General features: G+C 58.5%; 13 protein-coding genes. 5 read left to right on the top strand and 8 right to left on the bottom strand.

Features of this window, described 5'->3' with window-relative positions:
• Window positions 1-5 precede the first annotated feature (5 nt).
• On the top strand, window positions 6-2,474 hold the full coding sequence (infB, locus tag DSM110093_RS00150; RefSeq protein WP_243266155.1) for a translation initiation factor IF-2: 2,469 nt from the start codon (window positions 6-8) through the stop codon (window positions 2,472-2,474).
• A gap of 9 nt (window positions 2,475-2,483) precedes the next feature.
• Here infB and DSM110093_RS00145 read toward each other — a convergent pair whose 3' ends face one another.
• The 5 genes from DSM110093_RS00145 to DSM110093_RS00125 all read right to left on the bottom strand — a co-directional run bounded on the left by DSM110093_RS00145 (window position 2,484) and on the right by DSM110093_RS00125 (window position 7,006).
• Complete coding sequence (locus DSM110093_RS00145) at window positions 2,484-3,290, bottom strand: metallophosphoesterase (protein WP_243266154.1); 807 nt, start codon at window positions 3,288-3,290, stop codon at window positions 2,484-2,486.
• Entirely contained in the window at window positions 3,287-4,204 is a 918-nt protein-coding gene (locus DSM110093_RS00140; protein WP_243266153.1) for a diacylglycerol kinase family protein, read from the bottom strand. The genes DSM110093_RS00145 and DSM110093_RS00140 overlap by 4 nt, the downstream gene beginning before the upstream one ends.
• Window positions 4,205-4,524: 320 nt before the next feature.
• A complete protein-coding gene (gene mutT / locus DSM110093_RS00135) occupies window positions 4,525-4,923 on the bottom strand; it encodes an 8-oxo-dGTP diphosphatase MutT (protein ID WP_243266152.1) in 399 nt (132 codons plus the stop codon).
• 4 nt (window positions 4,924-4,927) lie between these two features.
• Window positions 4,928-6,154, bottom strand: a complete 1,227-nt coding sequence (gene argJ, locus DSM110093_RS00130) for a bifunctional glutamate N-acetyltransferase/amino-acid acetyltransferase ArgJ (RefSeq protein WP_243266151.1) — start codon at window positions 6,152-6,154, stop codon at window positions 4,928-4,930.
• Window positions 6,155-6,157: 3 nt separating this feature from the next.
• Window positions 6,158-7,006, bottom strand: coding sequence for a peptidylprolyl isomerase (locus tag DSM110093_RS00125; RefSeq protein ID WP_243266150.1), 849 nt, complete (start codon window positions 7,004-7,006; stop codon window positions 6,158-6,160).
• Window positions 7,007-7,179: 173 nt separating this feature from the next.
• On the opposite strand from DSM110093_RS00125, the gene secA reads away from it, so the two are divergent.
• From secA to DSM110093_RS00110, 3 genes are all read left to right on the top strand, one after another.
• Window positions 7,180-9,882, top strand: a complete 2,703-nt coding sequence (gene secA, locus DSM110093_RS00120; RefSeq protein ID WP_243266149.1) for a preprotein translocase subunit SecA — start codon at window positions 7,180-7,182, stop codon at window positions 9,880-9,882.
• 101 nt (window positions 9,883-9,983) lie between these two features.
• The gene (locus DSM110093_RS00115; RefSeq protein ID WP_243266148.1) at window positions 9,984-10,955 is read left to right on the top strand and encodes a hypothetical protein; all 972 of its coding nucleotides are present in this window, start codon (window positions 9,984-9,986) and stop codon (window positions 10,953-10,955) included.
• A gap of 19 nt (window positions 10,956-10,974) precedes the next feature.
• Window positions 10,975-12,534, top strand: a complete 1,560-nt coding sequence (locus DSM110093_RS00110) for a phosphate ABC transporter substrate-binding/OmpA family protein (RefSeq protein ID WP_243266147.1) — start codon at window positions 10,975-10,977, stop codon at window positions 12,532-12,534.
• A 20-nt stretch (window positions 12,535-12,554) separates the two neighbouring features.
• Here DSM110093_RS00110 and radC read toward each other — a convergent pair whose 3' ends face one another.
• The 3 genes from radC to dnaK form a co-directional block, all read right to left on the bottom strand.
• A complete protein-coding gene (radC, locus tag DSM110093_RS00105; protein WP_243266146.1) occupies window positions 12,555-13,316 on the bottom strand; it encodes a DNA repair protein RadC in 762 nt (253 codons plus the stop codon).
• A gap of 115 nt (window positions 13,317-13,431) precedes the next feature.
• Window positions 13,432-14,580, bottom strand: a complete 1,149-nt coding sequence (gene dnaJ, locus DSM110093_RS00100; protein WP_243266145.1) for a molecular chaperone DnaJ — start codon at window positions 14,578-14,580, stop codon at window positions 13,432-13,434.
• 80 nt (window positions 14,581-14,660) lie between these two features.
• Window positions 14,661-16,580, bottom strand: a complete 1,920-nt coding sequence (gene dnaK, locus DSM110093_RS00095) for a molecular chaperone DnaK (RefSeq protein WP_243266144.1) — start codon at window positions 16,578-16,580, stop codon at window positions 14,661-14,663.
• 207 nt (window positions 16,581-16,787) lie between these two features.
• On the opposite strand from dnaK, the gene DSM110093_RS00090 reads away from it, so the two are divergent.
• A complete protein-coding gene (locus DSM110093_RS00090; RefSeq protein WP_243266143.1) occupies window positions 16,788-17,390 on the top strand; it encodes an alpha-ketoglutarate-dependent dioxygenase AlkB in 603 nt (200 codons plus the stop codon).
• The last annotated feature ends 39 nt before the right edge of the window (window positions 17,391-17,429 follow it).

Here is a 17,429-nt window from a genome sequence, read left to right as displayed (position 1 = left end):
GCTTCATGAGCGATAGTGACGGCAAGAAAACATTGGGTCTGCGCGGCGGCGCACGTCCGGGGAATGTAAAGCAAAGCTTTAGCCACGGGCGGACCAAGAACGTTGTGGTCGAAACCAAGCGCAAGCGTGTTGTGGTGCCCAAGCCGGGTGGCCAGAAACCAACCGGGCCGGGTGCCGGGCCGATTGGGGATCCCAAGAAACGTCCCGCAGGCATCACCGATGCCGAGATGGAGCGTCGTCTGAAGGCTGTTCAGGCCGCCAAAGCCCGTGAGGTTGAGGAAGCCGCAGCGCGTGAGGCCGAGGAAAAGGCCCGCGCCGAGGAGCGTGAGCGCCGCCGGGCAGAGATCGAAGCCAAGGAACGCGAAGAGCGTGAGCGCGAGGAAAGCCTTAAGGCGAAAGCCGAGGAAGACGCACGCCGCAAAGCAGAGGCCGAAGCGGCAGCTGCCGCTCCCGCGCCAGAACCTGCCGCCGCGCGTGAGCCGGGCAACAAGCCCATGCCCGCCGCAACGCCGCGTAAGACCACAGAGCGTGACCGCGACGACACCAAAAAGCGTAGCAAGGGTGGCGACAGCCGCCGTTCTGGTAAGCTGACAGTAAACCAAGCCCTCAACGGTGGCGAAGGTGGCCGTCAACGCTCCATGGCGCAGATGAAGCGCAAGCAGGAACGTGCGCGTCAAAAAGCCATGGGTGGTCAAGTTGAGCGCGAGAAGATCGTGCGCAATGTCAATCTGCCCCCTGCGATTGTTGTATCCGAGCTTGCCAACCGTATGGCCGAAAAGACTGGCGCTGTTGTAAAAGCGCTGATGCAGAACGGCATGATGGTCACGCAGAATGAAACCATCGACGCGGATACTGCTGAACTCATCATCGAAGAGTTTGGCCACAAGGTTGTGCGCGTCAGCGACTCTGATGTCGAAGATGTCATCAAAGAGATCGTAGACAAGCCCGAAGACCTGCAAGGTCGTCCCCCGGTCATCACGATCATGGGCCACGTCGACCACGGTAAAACATCGCTGCTCGACGCGATCCGTAATGCGAAAGTGGTTGCTGGCGAAGCCGGCGGGATCACCCAGCACATCGGTGCCTATCAGGTCACGACCGACAATGGCGCGGTGCTGTCCTTCCTTGATACGCCCGGACACGCGGCCTTTACCTCCATGCGTTCGCGTGGCGCTCAGGTAACGGATATCGTGGTTCTGGTGGTCGCGGCGGATGACGCCGTGATGCCGCAGACGATCGAAGCGATTGCCCACGCGAAAGCGGCCAAAGTGCCGATGATCGTAGCGATCAACAAGGTCGATAAGCCTGCTGCGAACCCTGATAAGGTCCGGACGGATCTGCTTCAGCACGAAGTCATCGTCGAGAAGATGTCTGGCGATGTGCAGGACGTCGAAGTTTCGGCGGCCACGGGCCAAGGTCTAGACGAGTTGCTCGAAGCGATTGCATTGCAGTCCGAGATCCTCGAACTGAAGGCGAACCCAGACCGGGCCGCTGTTGGTGCGGTGATCGAAGCGCAGCTTGATGTGGGCCGTGGCCCTGTTGCGACTGTTCTGGTTCAGAACGGCACGCTGCGTCAGGGTGATATCTTTGTTGTGGGTGAGCAGTACGGTAAGGTTCGTGCGCTGATCAACGACCAAGGCGAGCGCGTCAAAGAAGCAGGTCCTTCGGTGCCGGTTGAGGTGCTTGGCATCAACGGCACGCCAGAGGCCGGTGACGTATTGAACGTGACCGAGACCGAAGCGCAGGCTCGCGAGATTGCGGAATACCGCGCCAATGCAGCTAAGGACAAACGTGCCGCTGCTGGTGCTGCGACGACGCTGGAACAGCTTATGGCCAATGCCAAGGCGAACGAAGACGTCAGCGAGCTGCCGATCTTGGTCAAAGCCGACGTGCAGGGTTCTGCTGAAGCGATCGTTCAGGCGATGGAGAAAATCGGCAACGACGAAGTCCGCGTTCGGGTTCTGCACTCCGGTGTGGGCGCGATCACCGAGACGGATGTCGGTCTGGCCGAAGCCTCTGGCGCACCGATCATGGGCTTCAACGTCCGTGCCAACGCCTCGGCCCGGAACACGGCCAACCAGAAGGGCGTCGAAATCCGTTACTACTCGGTCATTTATGACCTTGTGGATGACGTAAAAGCGGCTGCAAGCGGTCTGCTGAGCGCCGAGATCAAAGAGAACTTCATTGGCTATGCCAACATCAAAGAAGTCTTCAAGGTCACCGGTGTGGGTAAAGTTGCAGGCTGTCTGGTTACCGAGGGCATCGCCCGCCGCAGCGCGGGTGTGCGTCTGCTGCGCGACAACGTCGTGATCCACGAAGGCACACTGAAAACGCTCAAGCGCTTCAAAGACGAGGTGCCTGAAGTCCAGTCCGGTCAGGAATGCGGCATGGCGTTTGAGAACTACGATGACATCCGTCCCGACGATGTGATCGAGATCTTCGAGCGCGAAGAAGTGACCCGCACATTGGCCTAAGCCAAGCGCTTACAAGACAAATTCCCCAGAGGCCCGGTCAAATTGCCGGGCCTCTGCTTTTGTGAATGCCTTTTTGCTATCGTCAAAGCTGATCCGAGCGAGATTGACGTGCAGGGGCGAGATATCAATCAGGTTGAAATCATTCGGCTCGCCACGCTGCCTGGAGGATAGGCTCGTGCCAGCATGAAGCTGGATCGCGAGATGGCCGTCATGTTCGGGGGCAGGATGGGCAAAGGTGCCTGCGTGCCAGATGTGCAGATGGCCCGATAAGATCAGGTCAGCGCCGCAGTCTAGCAGCCGCCGTAAGGCGCGTTGTGCACCGGGAATAGGCCGTTTCTTTGTCTCTGTAGGGTGATCGAGTGGATGGTGGCACACAGCAATGCGCATGGTGTCTTTCCCCCCGCCTGATAGCGCGCGACAGGCGCGACGCAGCCGATGAAGGCCTAGTTTTCCGGTTTGCCATTTGAACCTGTCGACCGTGTTGATCCCGACAGCAATGAAATCCGCGCCATGATGTACCGGGGTCAGATCGCGGGCGATCCAACGGCGGTAATACCGCCACGGCATCATAAAACGCGTGAATGGGCGGTGCAGTGGAATGTCGTGATTGCCAGGCACGCTTAGAACTGGCGCATTGATGCGATCAATAAATGCCCGCGCCGCGCGATATTCCTTTTCCCGCGCCCGCTGTGTCAGGTCTCCTGAAATGATAACCAAGTCGGGATCATAGCCGTTCACCGCGTTCAGCAAAGGGGTCAAAAGATCGGGGCGATCCTTGCCAAAATGTAGGTCTGATAGATGGATCAAACGGCTCATCTCACGGCCTCCTTCCCAGCAATGGGAGCGTAAATATGGATGGGCGACACCGCACGGGTAAGACGGTAAGGGCCTTTCATAATGGAAACCTCTCCGTCCCGCGCAACATAGCGTTTGCGCTGTTTCATGCGGATTTCGATTTCTGACCCGCAGAGCATTTCATAATCCGTATGGGGTTTGGCTAACCCTGTGGCCAAGGCGATGGCGTGGCGCAGAAGGCCGAAGCGGTAGGTGTCGGGAGCGACCAGCAACACCATGTCGCCGCGTGCAATGCAATCTTGGCCATCAAGCCCCATCTGATCCAATTGGAAAGCGTTGTTTACCACAAAGACCAGCGGCGTGCGCAGTGTGTTTTCCTTGCCGTCTACGACAATGGTTAGCTTTAGCGTCGTCCGGAAGTCGATCAATGCTTTGATGACCGACCAATAGGCGGCGATCCTGCTGCGGCCCCAACGACGATAGATCCCTTCGCGTGTTTTGAGAATCGCGGGATAAGCGCCGATGCTCGCGTTGTTCAGGAACGTCTCCCCATTTATCGTGGCCACATGCACCGAGCGGCTTTCCCCACTGGCGATCAGGTCTACCGCTCGATCAAGGTCTTCGGGGATGCCCATAGAGCGTGCAAAGTAATTAAAGGTACCTTGCGGGATAATCCCAAGTGGCCGATCTTGTTCTACCATCGCCGAGGTCACGCCCGAGATGGTGCCATCCCCGCCGGCCACGGCAATGATGCCATTACCCTTAGACAGCGCCTGATGCGCTGCACTTTTGGGATCGTTACGTTTGTCTATATGAATAAATTCAGCCGTGATACCGTGCCGCGCAAATGCGTTTCGGATCGTTGTTTCGGCTTGGTCACCGTTTTGACGGCCTGAACCGCGGTTAAGAATGACAATAGCGCGCTGCGATGACATAATTTTCCCTACCAAATGGTAGGGTAAAACGCGCCGGAACGCCTATTCGTTCACTCAAATAGGCGTTCCATTGTGATTTTCTTAGACTGGCGTGCCTTCGAAAATCTTTCCGTCAACTCGGACGGCCATGCGGCCCCCGGCTAACATTTTTACAAAAATACCCTGAACGTAAATGGAACTTCCGATAGTGATCGTTTTCAGCATGTCGGCACCCTTTCATACAGATGTTACAAGTCTGCCTCAGTATGGTGCGTTGATGGTTAAATATTTTGCAACATGCTGAGCTAGAGTAATTACTAGGGCATTTATGCAACGATCCGCTAGAGCAAGTCACGCAGAGTTGATATAAGCGGCACGTCTGCTTCGGGCATGGGATAGGCGCGCATTTCGTTTGGGCGGACCCATTTCAACGTCTGCCCCTCACGTGAAACAGGCGTTCCGCCCCATTTGCGACAAGCAAAAAGCGGCATCAGCAGATGAAAATCACTATAGCTATGGCTGGCAAAGGTCAGCGGAGCGAGACAGGATTCCCATGTCTCGATCCCCAGTTCTTCGTGCAGTTCACGGATCAGCGCCGCTTCGGGTGTTTCCCCGGGTTCGATCTTGCCGCCCGGAAACTCCCAGAGGCCAGCCATGGGCTTGCCTTCGGGCCGCTGGGCCAGAAGGACGCGACCATCGATGTCGATCAACGCGGCAGCAGAGACGAGTACTGTCTTCATCGGGTCAAGACCGATAATCGGCGTTGATGTCGATGTAGCCGTGGGTCAGGTCGCAGGTCCAGACCGTGCAAGCGCCTTCGCCGAGGCCTAGGTCAACGCCGATCACGATATTTTCGCCCTGCATATGCGCAGCGGCGTCATCCTCTGAATAATCAGGACTGCGCCAGCCGTCTCGTGCGACTTCAACATCGCCGAACCGGATCGACAGGCGGTCGCGGTCTGCTGCGGCGCCGGATTTGCCGATGGCCATCACGACGCGGCCCCAGTTAGGGTCTTGTCCTGCGATGGCGGTTTTGATCAGCGGAGAGTTCGCGATGGCCATGGCGTGAACCTTGGCTTCGGTATCATTCGACGCACCCGTCACGGCTACTTCGACGAACTTTTGTGCCCCTTCGCCGTCTTTGACGACCTGATGCGCCAGATCAAGCATCACATCGCGCAGCGCTGCGTCAAAGTCTTCGTTGTCGGATACATCGACGCCGGATGCACCCGTAGCGGCCATAATCAGCGCGTCTGACGTTGATGTGTCGCTATCAACGGTGATGCAGTTGAACGTCGTCTCTGTATGGGTCGACAGGCGCTGTTGCAGTTTGTCTTGGGAAATCACAGCGTCAGTAAAGATATACACCAGCATGGTGGCCATATCCGGGGCAATCATGCCCGATCCTTTGGCAATACCGGCGATTGAAACGGTTTCCCCGTCAATCTTGAGCGTGGCGCTGGCGCCTTTCGGGAAAGTGTCGGTGGTCATGATCGCCTGTGCGGCGTCTTCGATGCCTGCAGGGTCAAGTTTCGTGTGAAGGTCTCCCAACACAGCGGTAATACGCTCATGGGGCAGCGGTTCACCGATGACACCAGTAGAGGAGGTGAACACCCGCGATTGTGGCACGCCGCAGGCTTCGGCAGCGGCGGCGGTGATCGCCTCAACCGCGTCGGTGCCGCCGCGCCCGGTAAAGGCGTTGGCATTGCCGGAGTTCACGACGATGGCGGCGCCGTCATCCGAGGCGCCGCCAATTTTTGCCTGGCAGTCCAGAACCGGGGCCGCGCGGGTGGCAGAGCGCGTAAACGCCCCCGCCACTGCGCTGCCCGGCGCCAGTTTCGCCAACATCACATCGGTGCGCCCTTGATAGCGCACGCCAGCGGCGATGGTGGCAAATGTCACGCCGTCGATGACCGGCAGTTCAGGGAAACGGGCCGGGGCGAGCGGCGAGACAGCCAGTGATTTAGCCATGAGTTAGTTCAGCCATTCAGTGTTTTTGAGAACAGTAGGGTCGATGCCTTCTGCGGCGCTGCGGTCAACCTCGGCGGCTTCGGTGAGGCTTTCGATGGCTTCCTGCACCTTGGTCTGGCGCACTTGGGTCTCAAGCTCTTCGCGCACATCTTCCAGCGCGGGCGCTTCGCCTGTGCGAGTTTCGTTCAGCTTGATCACATGCCAGCCAAACTGGGTTTCCACGGGATCAGACACGCTGCCAGCTTCCATGCCAGCCACGGCCTCTTCAAAGGCGGGAACCATCATGCCGGGGCCGAACCAACCAAGCGAACCGCCACCGGGGCCGGAGGGGCCGGTCGATTTCTCTTTCGCCACTTCGGCAAAGTCCGCGCCGCCGTCGAGTTCTTCTTTGATCGCGTCGGCTTCTTCCTTGGTTTCGACGAGGATATGCGAGGCGTTGAATTCCTGCTCAGGCTCTGCGTCTTTGTACTGCGCGTCATAGGCCGCTTGCAGTTCTTCGTCGCTAACATCTTCGGCCATCACGCCTTCGATTGCCTCACCTGCGGTGAGCGAGCGTGTCTCATTCTCGATCGACAGGGTCACGCGCGGCGGCAATTCGCCGGTAAAGCTGTCGGCAAGGGCTGTCTGCTGCACAAGCTGGTCAAGGATGCCTTTGAACAGCACATCATCGGGCAGCTGCTGGTACTGCTGGGGCAGGGTGGCACGTGCCACGAGCATGTGCCCAAGCGTGATTTCAGTGTCGTTGACTGTGGCAACAACCGTGTCGACACCCGGTTCGTCTTGGGCAGCTACAGGCAGCGCCACAGCAGCGGCAAGCGCCAAAGACGACAGAAAAGTGAGGGGTTTTTGCATGGTTGGGTCCAATCGCTTCGTTCGTAGCAGGGCTGCTACATTGACAGTGTATGGCACGCCCCTTACATCGCCTTATGGCGCTGAGAGGCGCGGGCTCATCCACTATCTATGGGCTGCCATGGCGCTCGGCAACCAGATCGGCGCAAGACACCATAACTTCGGCGGGAGATTACATGCTGGGTATCGGAACAATCGCCAAAAAGGTCTTTGGCACGCCAAACGACCGGAAGATCAAGGCGACCCGTCCGCTTGTGGCACGGATCAATGCGCTGGAGCCTGAGTTCGAAAAGCTGAGCGACGAAGAGATCAAGGCGCGCACCGAGGAGCTTGGTAAACGCGCCGACGCGGGTGAAAGCCTTGATGATCTGTTGCCCGAAGCTTTTGCCAACTGCCGCGAGGCTGCGCGCCGCACCTTGGGTCTGCGTGCCTTTGATACGCAGCTTTTGGGCGGGATTTTCCTGCATCAAGGCAATATCGCTGAACAGAAAACCGGTGAGGGCAAGACCCTGACCGCGACCTTTGCCGCCTACCTGAACGGGTTGACGCATAAGGGTGTGCATATCGTTACCGTCAACGAATACCTTGCCCAGCGTGACGCTGAGTGGATGGGAAAAGTCTTTGGCGCGTTGGGGCTGACCACCGGTGTCGCCTATTCCGGCATGCCCGAAGACCAGAAACGCGCGGCCTATGCCTGCGACATCACCTATGCCACCAACAACGAGCTCGGCTTCGATTATCTGCGCGACAACATGAAGTCGAGCCTGTCGGACATGCTGCAACGTGGGCATAACTTTGCCGTTGTAGACGAAGTCGACAGTATTTTGATCGACGAGGCGCGAACGCCGCTGATCATCTCTGGCCCATCTCAGGACCGCTCTGAGATGTATCAGATCATTGATGCGCTGATCCCCTCGCTGACCGAAGAGCATTACGAGCTGGACGAGAAAACCCGCAACGTGACCTTCACCGATGAGGGCAACGAATTCCTCGAAGAACAGTTGCGCGCCCGTGACCTGATCGAAGAGGGCATGACCCTTTATGATCCCGAAAGCACGACCATCGTGCACCACGTTAACCAAGGTTTGCGCGCACATAAGCTGTTTCAGCGCGACAAGGATTACATCGTACGCGATGGCTCGGTCACGCTGATCGACGAATTTACGGGCCGGATGATGCCGGGCCGTCGCCTGTCGGACGGTCTGCACCAAGCGATCGAAGCCAAAGAAGGCGCCGAGATTCAGCCTGAGAACATCACGCTCGCCTCTGTGACTTTCCAGAACTACTTCCGCCTTTATGACAAGCTGGGCGGCATGACTGGTACGGCTCTGACCGAGGCCGAAGAATTTGCCACGATCTATGGTCTTGGCGTTGTCGAAGTGCCGACTAACGTGCCAATCGCCCGTGTCGACGAAGACGATGCCGTCTACCGCACTGCCCGCGAAAAATACGAAGCGATGATCGAAAAGGTTAAGGAAGCTCACGCCAAGGGCCAGCCTTGCCTCGTCGGCACCACCTCGATCGAGAAATCTGAACAGCTGAGCACCATGCTGACGGCCGATGGGATCGAGCATAACGTGCTTAACGCCCGCCAGCATGAGCAAGAAGCACAGATCATCGCCGATGCTGGTAAGCTGGGTGCCGTGACCATCGCCACCAACATGGCGGGCCGCGGGACCGACATTCAGCTGGGCGGCAACGTCGAGTTGAAGGTGTTGGATGCACTGGACGCTGACCCCGAAGCTGACCCGGCGAACATCCGTGCCCAGATCGAAGCCCAGCACGCCGAGGAAAAGCAAAAAGTGCTGGAGGCCGGTGGTCTTTATGTCCTTGCGTCCGAGCGTCACGAGAGCCGCCGGATCGACAACCAGTTGCGGGGCCGTTCGGGCCGTCAGGGCGATCCGGGCCGCACCTCGTTCTTCCTGTCGCTTGAAGATGACCTGATGCGCATCTTCGGCTCTGAACGGCTCGAGAAAGTGCTGACCACGCTGGGCCTCAAAGAAGGCGAAGCGATTGTGCACCCTTGGGTAAACAAGTCGCTTGAGCGCGCGCAAGCAAAGGTCGAAGGTCGCAACTTTGACATCCGTAAGCAGTTGTTGAAGTTCGACGACGTGATGAACGAGCAGCGCAAAGTGATCTTTGGCCAGCGCCGCGAGATCATGGAGGCAGAGAACCTTAATGAGATCGTCACAGACATGCGCGAGCAGGTGATCGACGATTTGATCGACACCTATATGCCGCCCAAGACCTACGCCGATCAGTGGGACACCCAAGGCTTCTATGCCGCGGTGATCGAACAGCTGAACGTCGACGTGCCGATCATCGCATGGTGTGAAGAAGATGGCGTGGATGACGAAGTGATCCGCGAGCGTCTGATGAAGGCCACGGATGAGCTTATGGCCAAGAAGGCCGAAGCCTTTGGCGAAGAGAACATGCGCAACATCGAGAAACAGTTGTTGTTGCAAGCGATCGACACCAAATGGCGCGACCACCTGCTGACGCTGGAACATCTGCGCTCGGTCGTGGGCTTCCGCAGCTACGCGCAGCGTGATCCGTTGAACGAGTATAAGAACGAAGCCTTCCAACTGTTTGAGACGATGCTCGACAGCCTGCGGCAGGACGTGACCCAGAAGCTGGGCCAAATCCAACCGATGAGTGAAGAGCAGCGCCGCGAGATGATGCAGGAAATGGCTGACCGTCAGGCCGCGATGCAAGCCGCCGCGACCGAGGCTGCCGATGAGGCATCTGAGCAGGCAGAGGCGGCCGCACCGGGCTTTGATGAGAATGATCCGTCCACATGGGGCAACCCGGGCCGGAACGATCTGTGTCCCTGTGGCTCGGGCAAAAAGTTCAAACATTGCCACGGCGAAATCAAATAGGTCCGCCACCTTTTCGCCCATAACTTGGCTTTTCAGGGCCATACCCCGGCCCTGATCCTAGCCCATAAAGTCTCCAACGAATCCGTTGAAGGAGACTTGTCATGCGCCGCACCAAAGAAATTCTGACCGCTGTCGGTACTCTGGCCTGCGCCGTGGGCATCGGCTTTGTCATGCAAAGCTCTGACACTGCTGAACAGCGCTATGGTAAGGCCGAGAATCAGCGCCCTGTGGCGAGCAATGGCGCGTTGCTAGAAGTTGAGGGCATCACCCTAACCTCTGCCACCCTTGACAGCGAAATCGCTCTTCCGCTGCCTGACGCGCAGGTGACCAAGGCCGCCGCCCCGCAAGGTCTGCCGCCCGCCCCCGAAAGCCATGGCGCCGCGATTACCGCCGCCTGTGACATCATCGCAGATGCTCAGGCCGTTGCAGCGGCGATGGTAAAGTTGGCGCTGGATGCCGCGTGCCTGCCCAATGAGCGGCTGACCGTGCACCACAACGGGATGATCTTCACCGAAGTAACGGATGACAAAGGGCGGTTGAATGTCACCGTGCCCGCCTTGGCCGAAGAGGCGGTTTTTATCTTGGCCTTCGGCAACGGCGATGGCGCCGTGGCGCAAACCACTGTGCCGGAACTGTCTGACTTCAACCGCGTGGTGTTGCAATGGAAAGGCGCCGCTGGCTTTGAACTGCATGCCCGCGAATTTGGCGCGGATTATGGCGATGCAGGCCATGTTTGGTCGGGTGCGCCCCGCGATATGGCAACCGCCGTGCTGGGCGAAGGTGGCTTCATGATCCGTAATGGCGATACCGATGCGGCTGAGCCGTTGATGGCCGAAATCTATAGCTTTCCGGTCGCCGCAGCGGCGCAGGAGGGTGATGTCGCGCTGAGTGTGGAGGCCGAGGTCAGCAAGTCCAACTGTGGGCTTGAGATCGAAGCACAGGCGCTAGAATTGCGTGGCGCCGATCAGGTGAAAACCCAGAACCTAACCCTCGCGGTGCCGGACTGTGATGCGGTTGGAAACTTTCTGGTGTTGAATAATTTGCTCCAAGACCTGAAAGTCGCGCAGAACTGACGCAACCGGGTAGGTCTAGATGAACGGGTTAAAACGTGCGGCGATCAGCGCCGCACTTTTGCTTTTTACGGCGGTGACGCTGGCGGCACAGGATGTCGCGCTATCATCACGCGATGGCAGCGTCGAACTCAGCGGCACCCTGCTGGGGTTTGACGGGGAATTCTACCGAGTCGAAACCGACTATGGCGAGTTAACTGTCGACAGCAGCGGCGTGTCCTGCGCCGGGCCGGGTTGCCCCAACCTAGAGGATTTCGTGGCCGAGGTGCGCTTCTCGGGCTCCGCCACCATGGGAGCAGTCTTGATGCCCGCGCTGATCGATGCCTTCGCTGCGCGGCAGGGCTATACCGTCGACCGCGAAGACGGCGAAGCGGGGCGTTTTGCGCTGCTGCTGTCGCGTAACGGTGACGGCAAACTTGCCGCCCGGTTTGATTTTCGCGCGACCAATACCAACGAAGGCTTTGCCGATCTATTGGCGGATGAAGCAGACGTGGTGATGGCCCTGCGTGAAGTGCGCCGCGACGAGCGGATCAACGCCCGCGATGCGGGGCTGGGTGATCTGACCGGGACCAACCGCAGTCGGGTCCTAGCACTGGATGCGGTGGTTCCTGTGGTGGCGGCGTCAAATCCGGTGAAACAGATTTCTCCGCTGACATTGGCGCGGGTGTTTGCCGGAGAGATCAAGAACTGGCAGCGCTTAGGTGGTCCCAACGCGCCCATTGAATTGCACTTGCCGACAGCCGACAGCGGGCTGAGCCAAGCGATTGTCGATCAGGTTTTGACCCCCGCAGGTCTGGAGTTAACTGCAAATGTAACCCGCCACGCACTGCCCGATGCCTTAGCCGAGGCTGTCGCGCGTGATGTCTTTGCGCTTGGCATCACCAGTTATGCCGAACAGGGGGGGACCGAAGTGCTGACCCTTGGCGGCAACTGCGGTTTTGCGTTGGATGCCGCGCGGCGTACGATCAAAACCGAAGACTACCCGCTGACCGCGCCGATGTTTCTCTACTTCCCGGCGCGGCGCTTACCGCTGATCACGCGTGAGTTTCTTGCCTTTACCCGTGGCCCATCCGCGCAAATTGTTATCCGCCGTGCTGGTTTCGTGGATCAAACGCCCGAACAAATTCCTGTCGAAGAACAGGGCAACCGCTTTGCTAATGCCATTATCACGGCGGGGGTCGAAACCCCGCTTGAGGAGTTGCAGCGCATGACGGCGACGCTGGTGCCGATGGCGCGGCTGACGACCTCTTTCCGGTTCGAGGCAGGCTCGATCCGGCTTGACGCGCAGTCGCGCTCTAACGTTCAGCAATTGGCGCGGGCGCTGGAGCAGGGGCAATATGACGCGCGGCGGTTGATGTTCGTGGGCTTCAGCGATGGGGAGGGCGCAGCAAAGGCCAACCGAGAGATCGCCCTGCGTCGGGCCGAGGCGGTGCAACGTGCCGTCAGTGCAGCCGCTGTCACCGCCAACCTGTCGCGTATTGATCTGCGGGTAGATGCCTTTGGCGAGGCGATGCCGATTGCCTGCGATGACAGCGAATGGGGCCGTCAGGCCAACCGACGGGTAGAGGTTTGGGTACGTTAACGCCCCCCGCGAAATCACCGCTATAGATGGCCTTCGCTGCGAAAACTCAATTCGCAGGATTTGCCGATGATAAGGTGATCATGCAGGGTAAGGCCAAGCGCATCGCAGGCGGCAGCAACTTGTTGGGTCATGTCGATATCGGCGCGTGACGGGCTAGGGTCCCCCGAGGGGTGGTTGTGCACAAGAATGATGGCGCTGGCGTTCAACTCTAGCGCCCGCTTGGCCACCTCGCGCGGATAGACGGGCACATGATCGACCGTACCCTTCCCCTGCTCCTCATCCGCGATCAGGATGTTTTTGCGGTCAAGGTAGAGAACGCGAAACTGCTCCATTTCCAGATGGGCCATAGTGGTGTGGCAGTAATCCAGCAACGCATCCCACGAAGACACAATATGCCGTTGCAGGACCTTGGCGCGGGCCAGCCGCTGGGCGGCCGCCTCGATGATCTTAAGCTCAACGATCACTGCTTCGCCGATGCCCTTTATATCACGCAAGCGGGCAGGTGGGGCGGTGATGACGCGGTTGAAATCGCCAAAACGATCCAGCAATTCGCGGGCGAGTGGCTTGACGTCGCGTCGAGGAATGGCACGGAAGAGGATCAACTCTAACATCTCATAATCTGGCATCGCCGCCGCGCCACCATCGATAAAGCGACTGCGCAAACGTTGCCGGTGGTCCACGATGTAAGAGGGTTGTTTGCCCGTATTGGACGGCGGCTTGCGCGTTTCGTCTATCAAGAACGGCAGGGGCTGGTCAGCCAAGGTTCGGGGGGTACGTGTCATGCGCCTAGTCTTGCGGCAGCATGGTTAGCATTTGGTTAACAGGCAGTTAAATTACCATTTACCTTGACTATACAGGGTCGGGTGAGGCGCATATGGCACGCCCCACCCCCTTGTCTTAGCCCTTCATCGAATCCCAAAAGGATTTGACGGAAGAGAAGAAGTTGCTGCTTTCCGGGTTGTTGTTCTGGGCTTCGCCCTCAAACTCCCGCAGCAGTTCTTTCTGTCTGTTGGTCAAGTTCACCGGGGTCTCAACCGCCAGTTCGATGATCATATCACCGACGCCACCGCCCCGCAGCGGGGGCATGCCCTTGCCACGCAGACGCATCTGACGGCCCGATTGGCTGCCTGCGGGAATCTGCACGCGGCCACGGCCACCGTCTATGGTGGGCACTTCGATGTTGCCACCCAAGGCGGCTGTGCTCATCGACACGGGAACGCGGCAGAACAGGTTCGGTCCGTCACGCTCAAAGAGCTCATGTTCGGCCACCTCGATAAAGATATAGAGATCACCCGACGGTCCGCCGCGCATGCCTGCTTCGCCCTCACCGGCTAGCCGGATGCGGGTGCCGGTTTCAACGCCTGCGGGAATGTTGACCGAGAGCGTGCGCTCTTTCTCAACACGGCCCGCGCCGCGGCATTTCTTACAAGGGTTCTTGACGATCTGACCCATGCCAGAGCAGGTGGGACAGGTGCGTTCAACAGTGAAGAAACCCTGCTGCGCGCGGACCTTGCCCATGCCCGAACAGGTGGGGCAAGTTGTCGGCTCTGCGCCGCCCTCGGCACCGCTGCCATCGCATGAATCGCACTGGACAGAGGCCGGAACGGTGATCGACTTCTGCATGCCCGAGAAGGCATCTTCGAGGGAGATGCGCAGGTTATAGCGCAAATCGGCACCGCGTGCGGCACGGCGTCCGCCGCCGCCCCCACGTTGGCCCATGAAGTCACCGAAGAGATCGTCGAATACATCGGAAAAGGCCGAAGAGAAGTCGCCCTGACCGCCGCCCATGCCGCCGCCCGGACGCCCGCCGCCCATGCCACCTTCAAAGGCGGCGTGGCCGTAGCGGTCATAGGCCGCTTTCTTGTCATCGCTTTTCAGCACGTCATACGCTTCACCCACCTCTTTGAACTGGGATTCGGCGTTTGGGTTGTCTTTGTTGCGGTCGGGGTGAAGGTCTTTGACCTTGCTGCGGTAGGCCTTCTTGATCTCGTCGGCAGAGGCCCCTTTGGCAACGCCAAGCACCTCGTAGTAGTCACGTTTTGCCATGGGTTATCATGCTCCTGCGCTGGAACGTGATGGGCCGGCCCGTCTGACGGACCGGCCCTTTCACAGGTTCCGTTTCACGCTTACGCGCGCTTGTCGTCGTCCAGATCTTCGAACTCGGCGTCGAGGATGTCATCGTCGCCACCCTGCGATTGCTGAGCATCCGAAGGCTGCGCCGTGTCGTCGTTGCCTTCTTCCTGAGCGTTCTTATAGATCGCTTCGCCCAGTTTCATGGCCGATTCAGTGACGTTCTGGATGCCGGATTTGATCTTGTCGGCGTTGTCGGTTTCCAGTTCGTCTTTCAACGCGGCAATGGCCAGTTCGATCGCTTCGACGGTGGTCGGGTCAACCTTGTCGGAATGCTCTTCCAGCGACTTTTCGGTCGAGTGGATCAGCGATTCCGCTTGGTTTTTCGCTTCGATCAGCTCGCGACGGGATTTGTCCGCCTCGGCATTCTCTTCCGCGTCTTTCACCATCTTGTCGATATCTGCATCCGACAGACCGCCCGAGGCTTGGATCGTGATCTTCTGCTCTTTGCCGGTGCCTTTGTCGAGCGCGCCTACGGACACGATGCCGTTGGCGTCGATGTCAAAGGTCACTTCGATCTGCGGCATACCGCGTGGGGCAGGCGGGATGTTCTCAAGGTTGAAGGCCCCGAGCATCTTGTTGTCGGCTGCCATCTCACGCTCACCTTGGAAAACCCGAATGGTCACAGCGTTCTGGTTGTCTTCGGCGGTCGAGAAGACCTGAGACTTTTTCGTCGGGATCGTGGTGTTACGGTCGATCAGACGGGTGAAGACGCCACCAAGGGTTTCGATGCCCAAGGACAGCGGTGTCACGTCCAGCAGAACAACGTCTTTCACGTCGCCTTGCAGAACACCGGCCTGAATGGCAGCACCAAGGGCCACAACTTCGTCAGGGTTCACACCCTTGTGCGGCTCTTTACCGAAGAACTTCGTCACTTCTTCTGCGACTTTCGGCATACGGGTCATACCACCGACCAGCACGACTTCGTCGATGTCGGAAGCGGACAGACCGGCATCCTTCAGCGCTGCGGCGCAGGGCTTCATCGACGCTTTGATCAGGTCACCCACAAGGCTTTCCAGCTTGGCGCGGGTCAGCTTCATCACCATGTGCAGAGGCGAGCCATCTTTGCCCATCGAGATGAAGGGCTGGTTGATCTCTGTCTGGCTGGAGGAGGAAAGCTCGATCTTCGCCTTCTCGGCAGCTTCTTTCAGACGCTGCAGCGCCATCTTGTCTTGTGTTAGGTCAACGCCGTTGGCCTTTTTGAACTCATCCGCAAGGTAGTTCACGATGCGCATGTCAAAGTCTTCACCGCCGAGGAACGTGTCGCCGTTGGTGGATTTCACTTCGAACAGGCCGTCGTCAATCTCAAGGATGGTCACGTCGAATGTACCGCCGCCAAGGTCATAGACTGCGATGGTTTGCGTGTTCTCTTTGTCGAGGCCATAGGCCAGCGCGGCGGCTGTCGGCTCGTTGATGATCCGCAGCACTTCGAGACCGGCAATCTTGCCGGCGTCTTTGGTCGCCTGACGCTGGGCGTCGTTGAAGTATGCGGGCACGGTGATAACCGCCTGCGTGACTTCCTCACCCAGATAGCTTTCTGCGGTTTCTTTCATCTTACCAAGGATGAAAGCCGAGATTTGGCTAGGGGAGTACTTTTCACCACGGGCTTGAACCCATGCGTCGCCGTTGCCGCCATCAATGACGTTGAACGGCATGTTCTTTTTGTCTTTGGCCAGGTCCGTATCGTCGTTACGGCGGCCGATCAGGCGCTTAACGCCGAAGACTGTGTTTTCTGGGTTGGTGACCGCTTGGCGTTTCGCTGGCTGGCCGACAAGGCGCTCATCGTCGGTGAAAGCAACGATCGACGGCGTTGTGCGCGCGCCTTCAGCGTTTTCGATCACACGGGGCTGGCTGCCATCCATGATGGCGATACAGCTGTTGGTGGTGCCAAGGTCAATACCGATTACTTTGGACATGTTTCGATCCCTCTTTGAATCTAAGGCGATGACACGAGGCGCGGACCCGTTTCGGCATCCTGCCCCGATCTGATGACATCGAAGACCACGTGCCTTCGACGGTTCGGAGCGTATATAGGGAGGGTATTTGCACCCTGCAACCATTGGCTTGTCAGGATGGTCGCGATTCCGTGATGTTTTTGCCAAACGAGTGAGGAAGAACGAAAAATGACTGCTTTGCGCCTTCGGGGCTTCGATATTCACAAGGAATTTCTGGGAAGGTCCGCTCAGCAAGAAGTGCTGGATGCGGTGCGCGGCGTGGTACGACAGGCGCCGTTTTTCCGCCCTGAGGTGCCGCGTGGCGGGCGGATGTCGGTACGAATGAGCGCCGCAGGTCGCTATGGCTGGTTTTCCGACAGGCGCGGTTATCGTTACGTCACCGAACATCCTGATGGGCAGCCATGGCCAGAGATCCCTGCTCCGATTCTGTCGATTTGGGATCGATTGACGGGGCTAGACCGCCGACCCGAGTGCTGTTTGATCAACTACTATGACGCAGATGCCCGGATGGGGCTGCATCAAGACCGGGATGAGGCAGACTTTCAATGGCCCGTGGTTTCGGTATCCTTGGGGGATGATGGGTTGTTCCGCATCGGCAATCTGACGCGCGGCGGCAAGACGGAATCGATTTGGCTGCAATCGGGTGATGTGGTGGTGATGGGGGGTGAGGCGCGGCTGACCTATCACGGGGTGGATCGGATCAAGTCCGGCACATCTACGCTGTTGCCCAAAGGGGGGCGGATCAATTTGACGCTGCGGGTGGTGGAGTGACGTTTTCTTTTAAAGAAAACGGAGACGGACTTTTTTGAA

Origin of the sequence: Sulfitobacter sp. DSM 110093 (genome assembly GCF_022788715.1) — a bacterium.
GTDB lineage: Bacteria > Pseudomonadota > Alphaproteobacteria > Rhodobacterales > Rhodobacteraceae > Sulfitobacter.
Note: the sequence above shows the minus strand (reverse complement) of the source record. Positions and strands in the feature narration are given on the sequence as shown.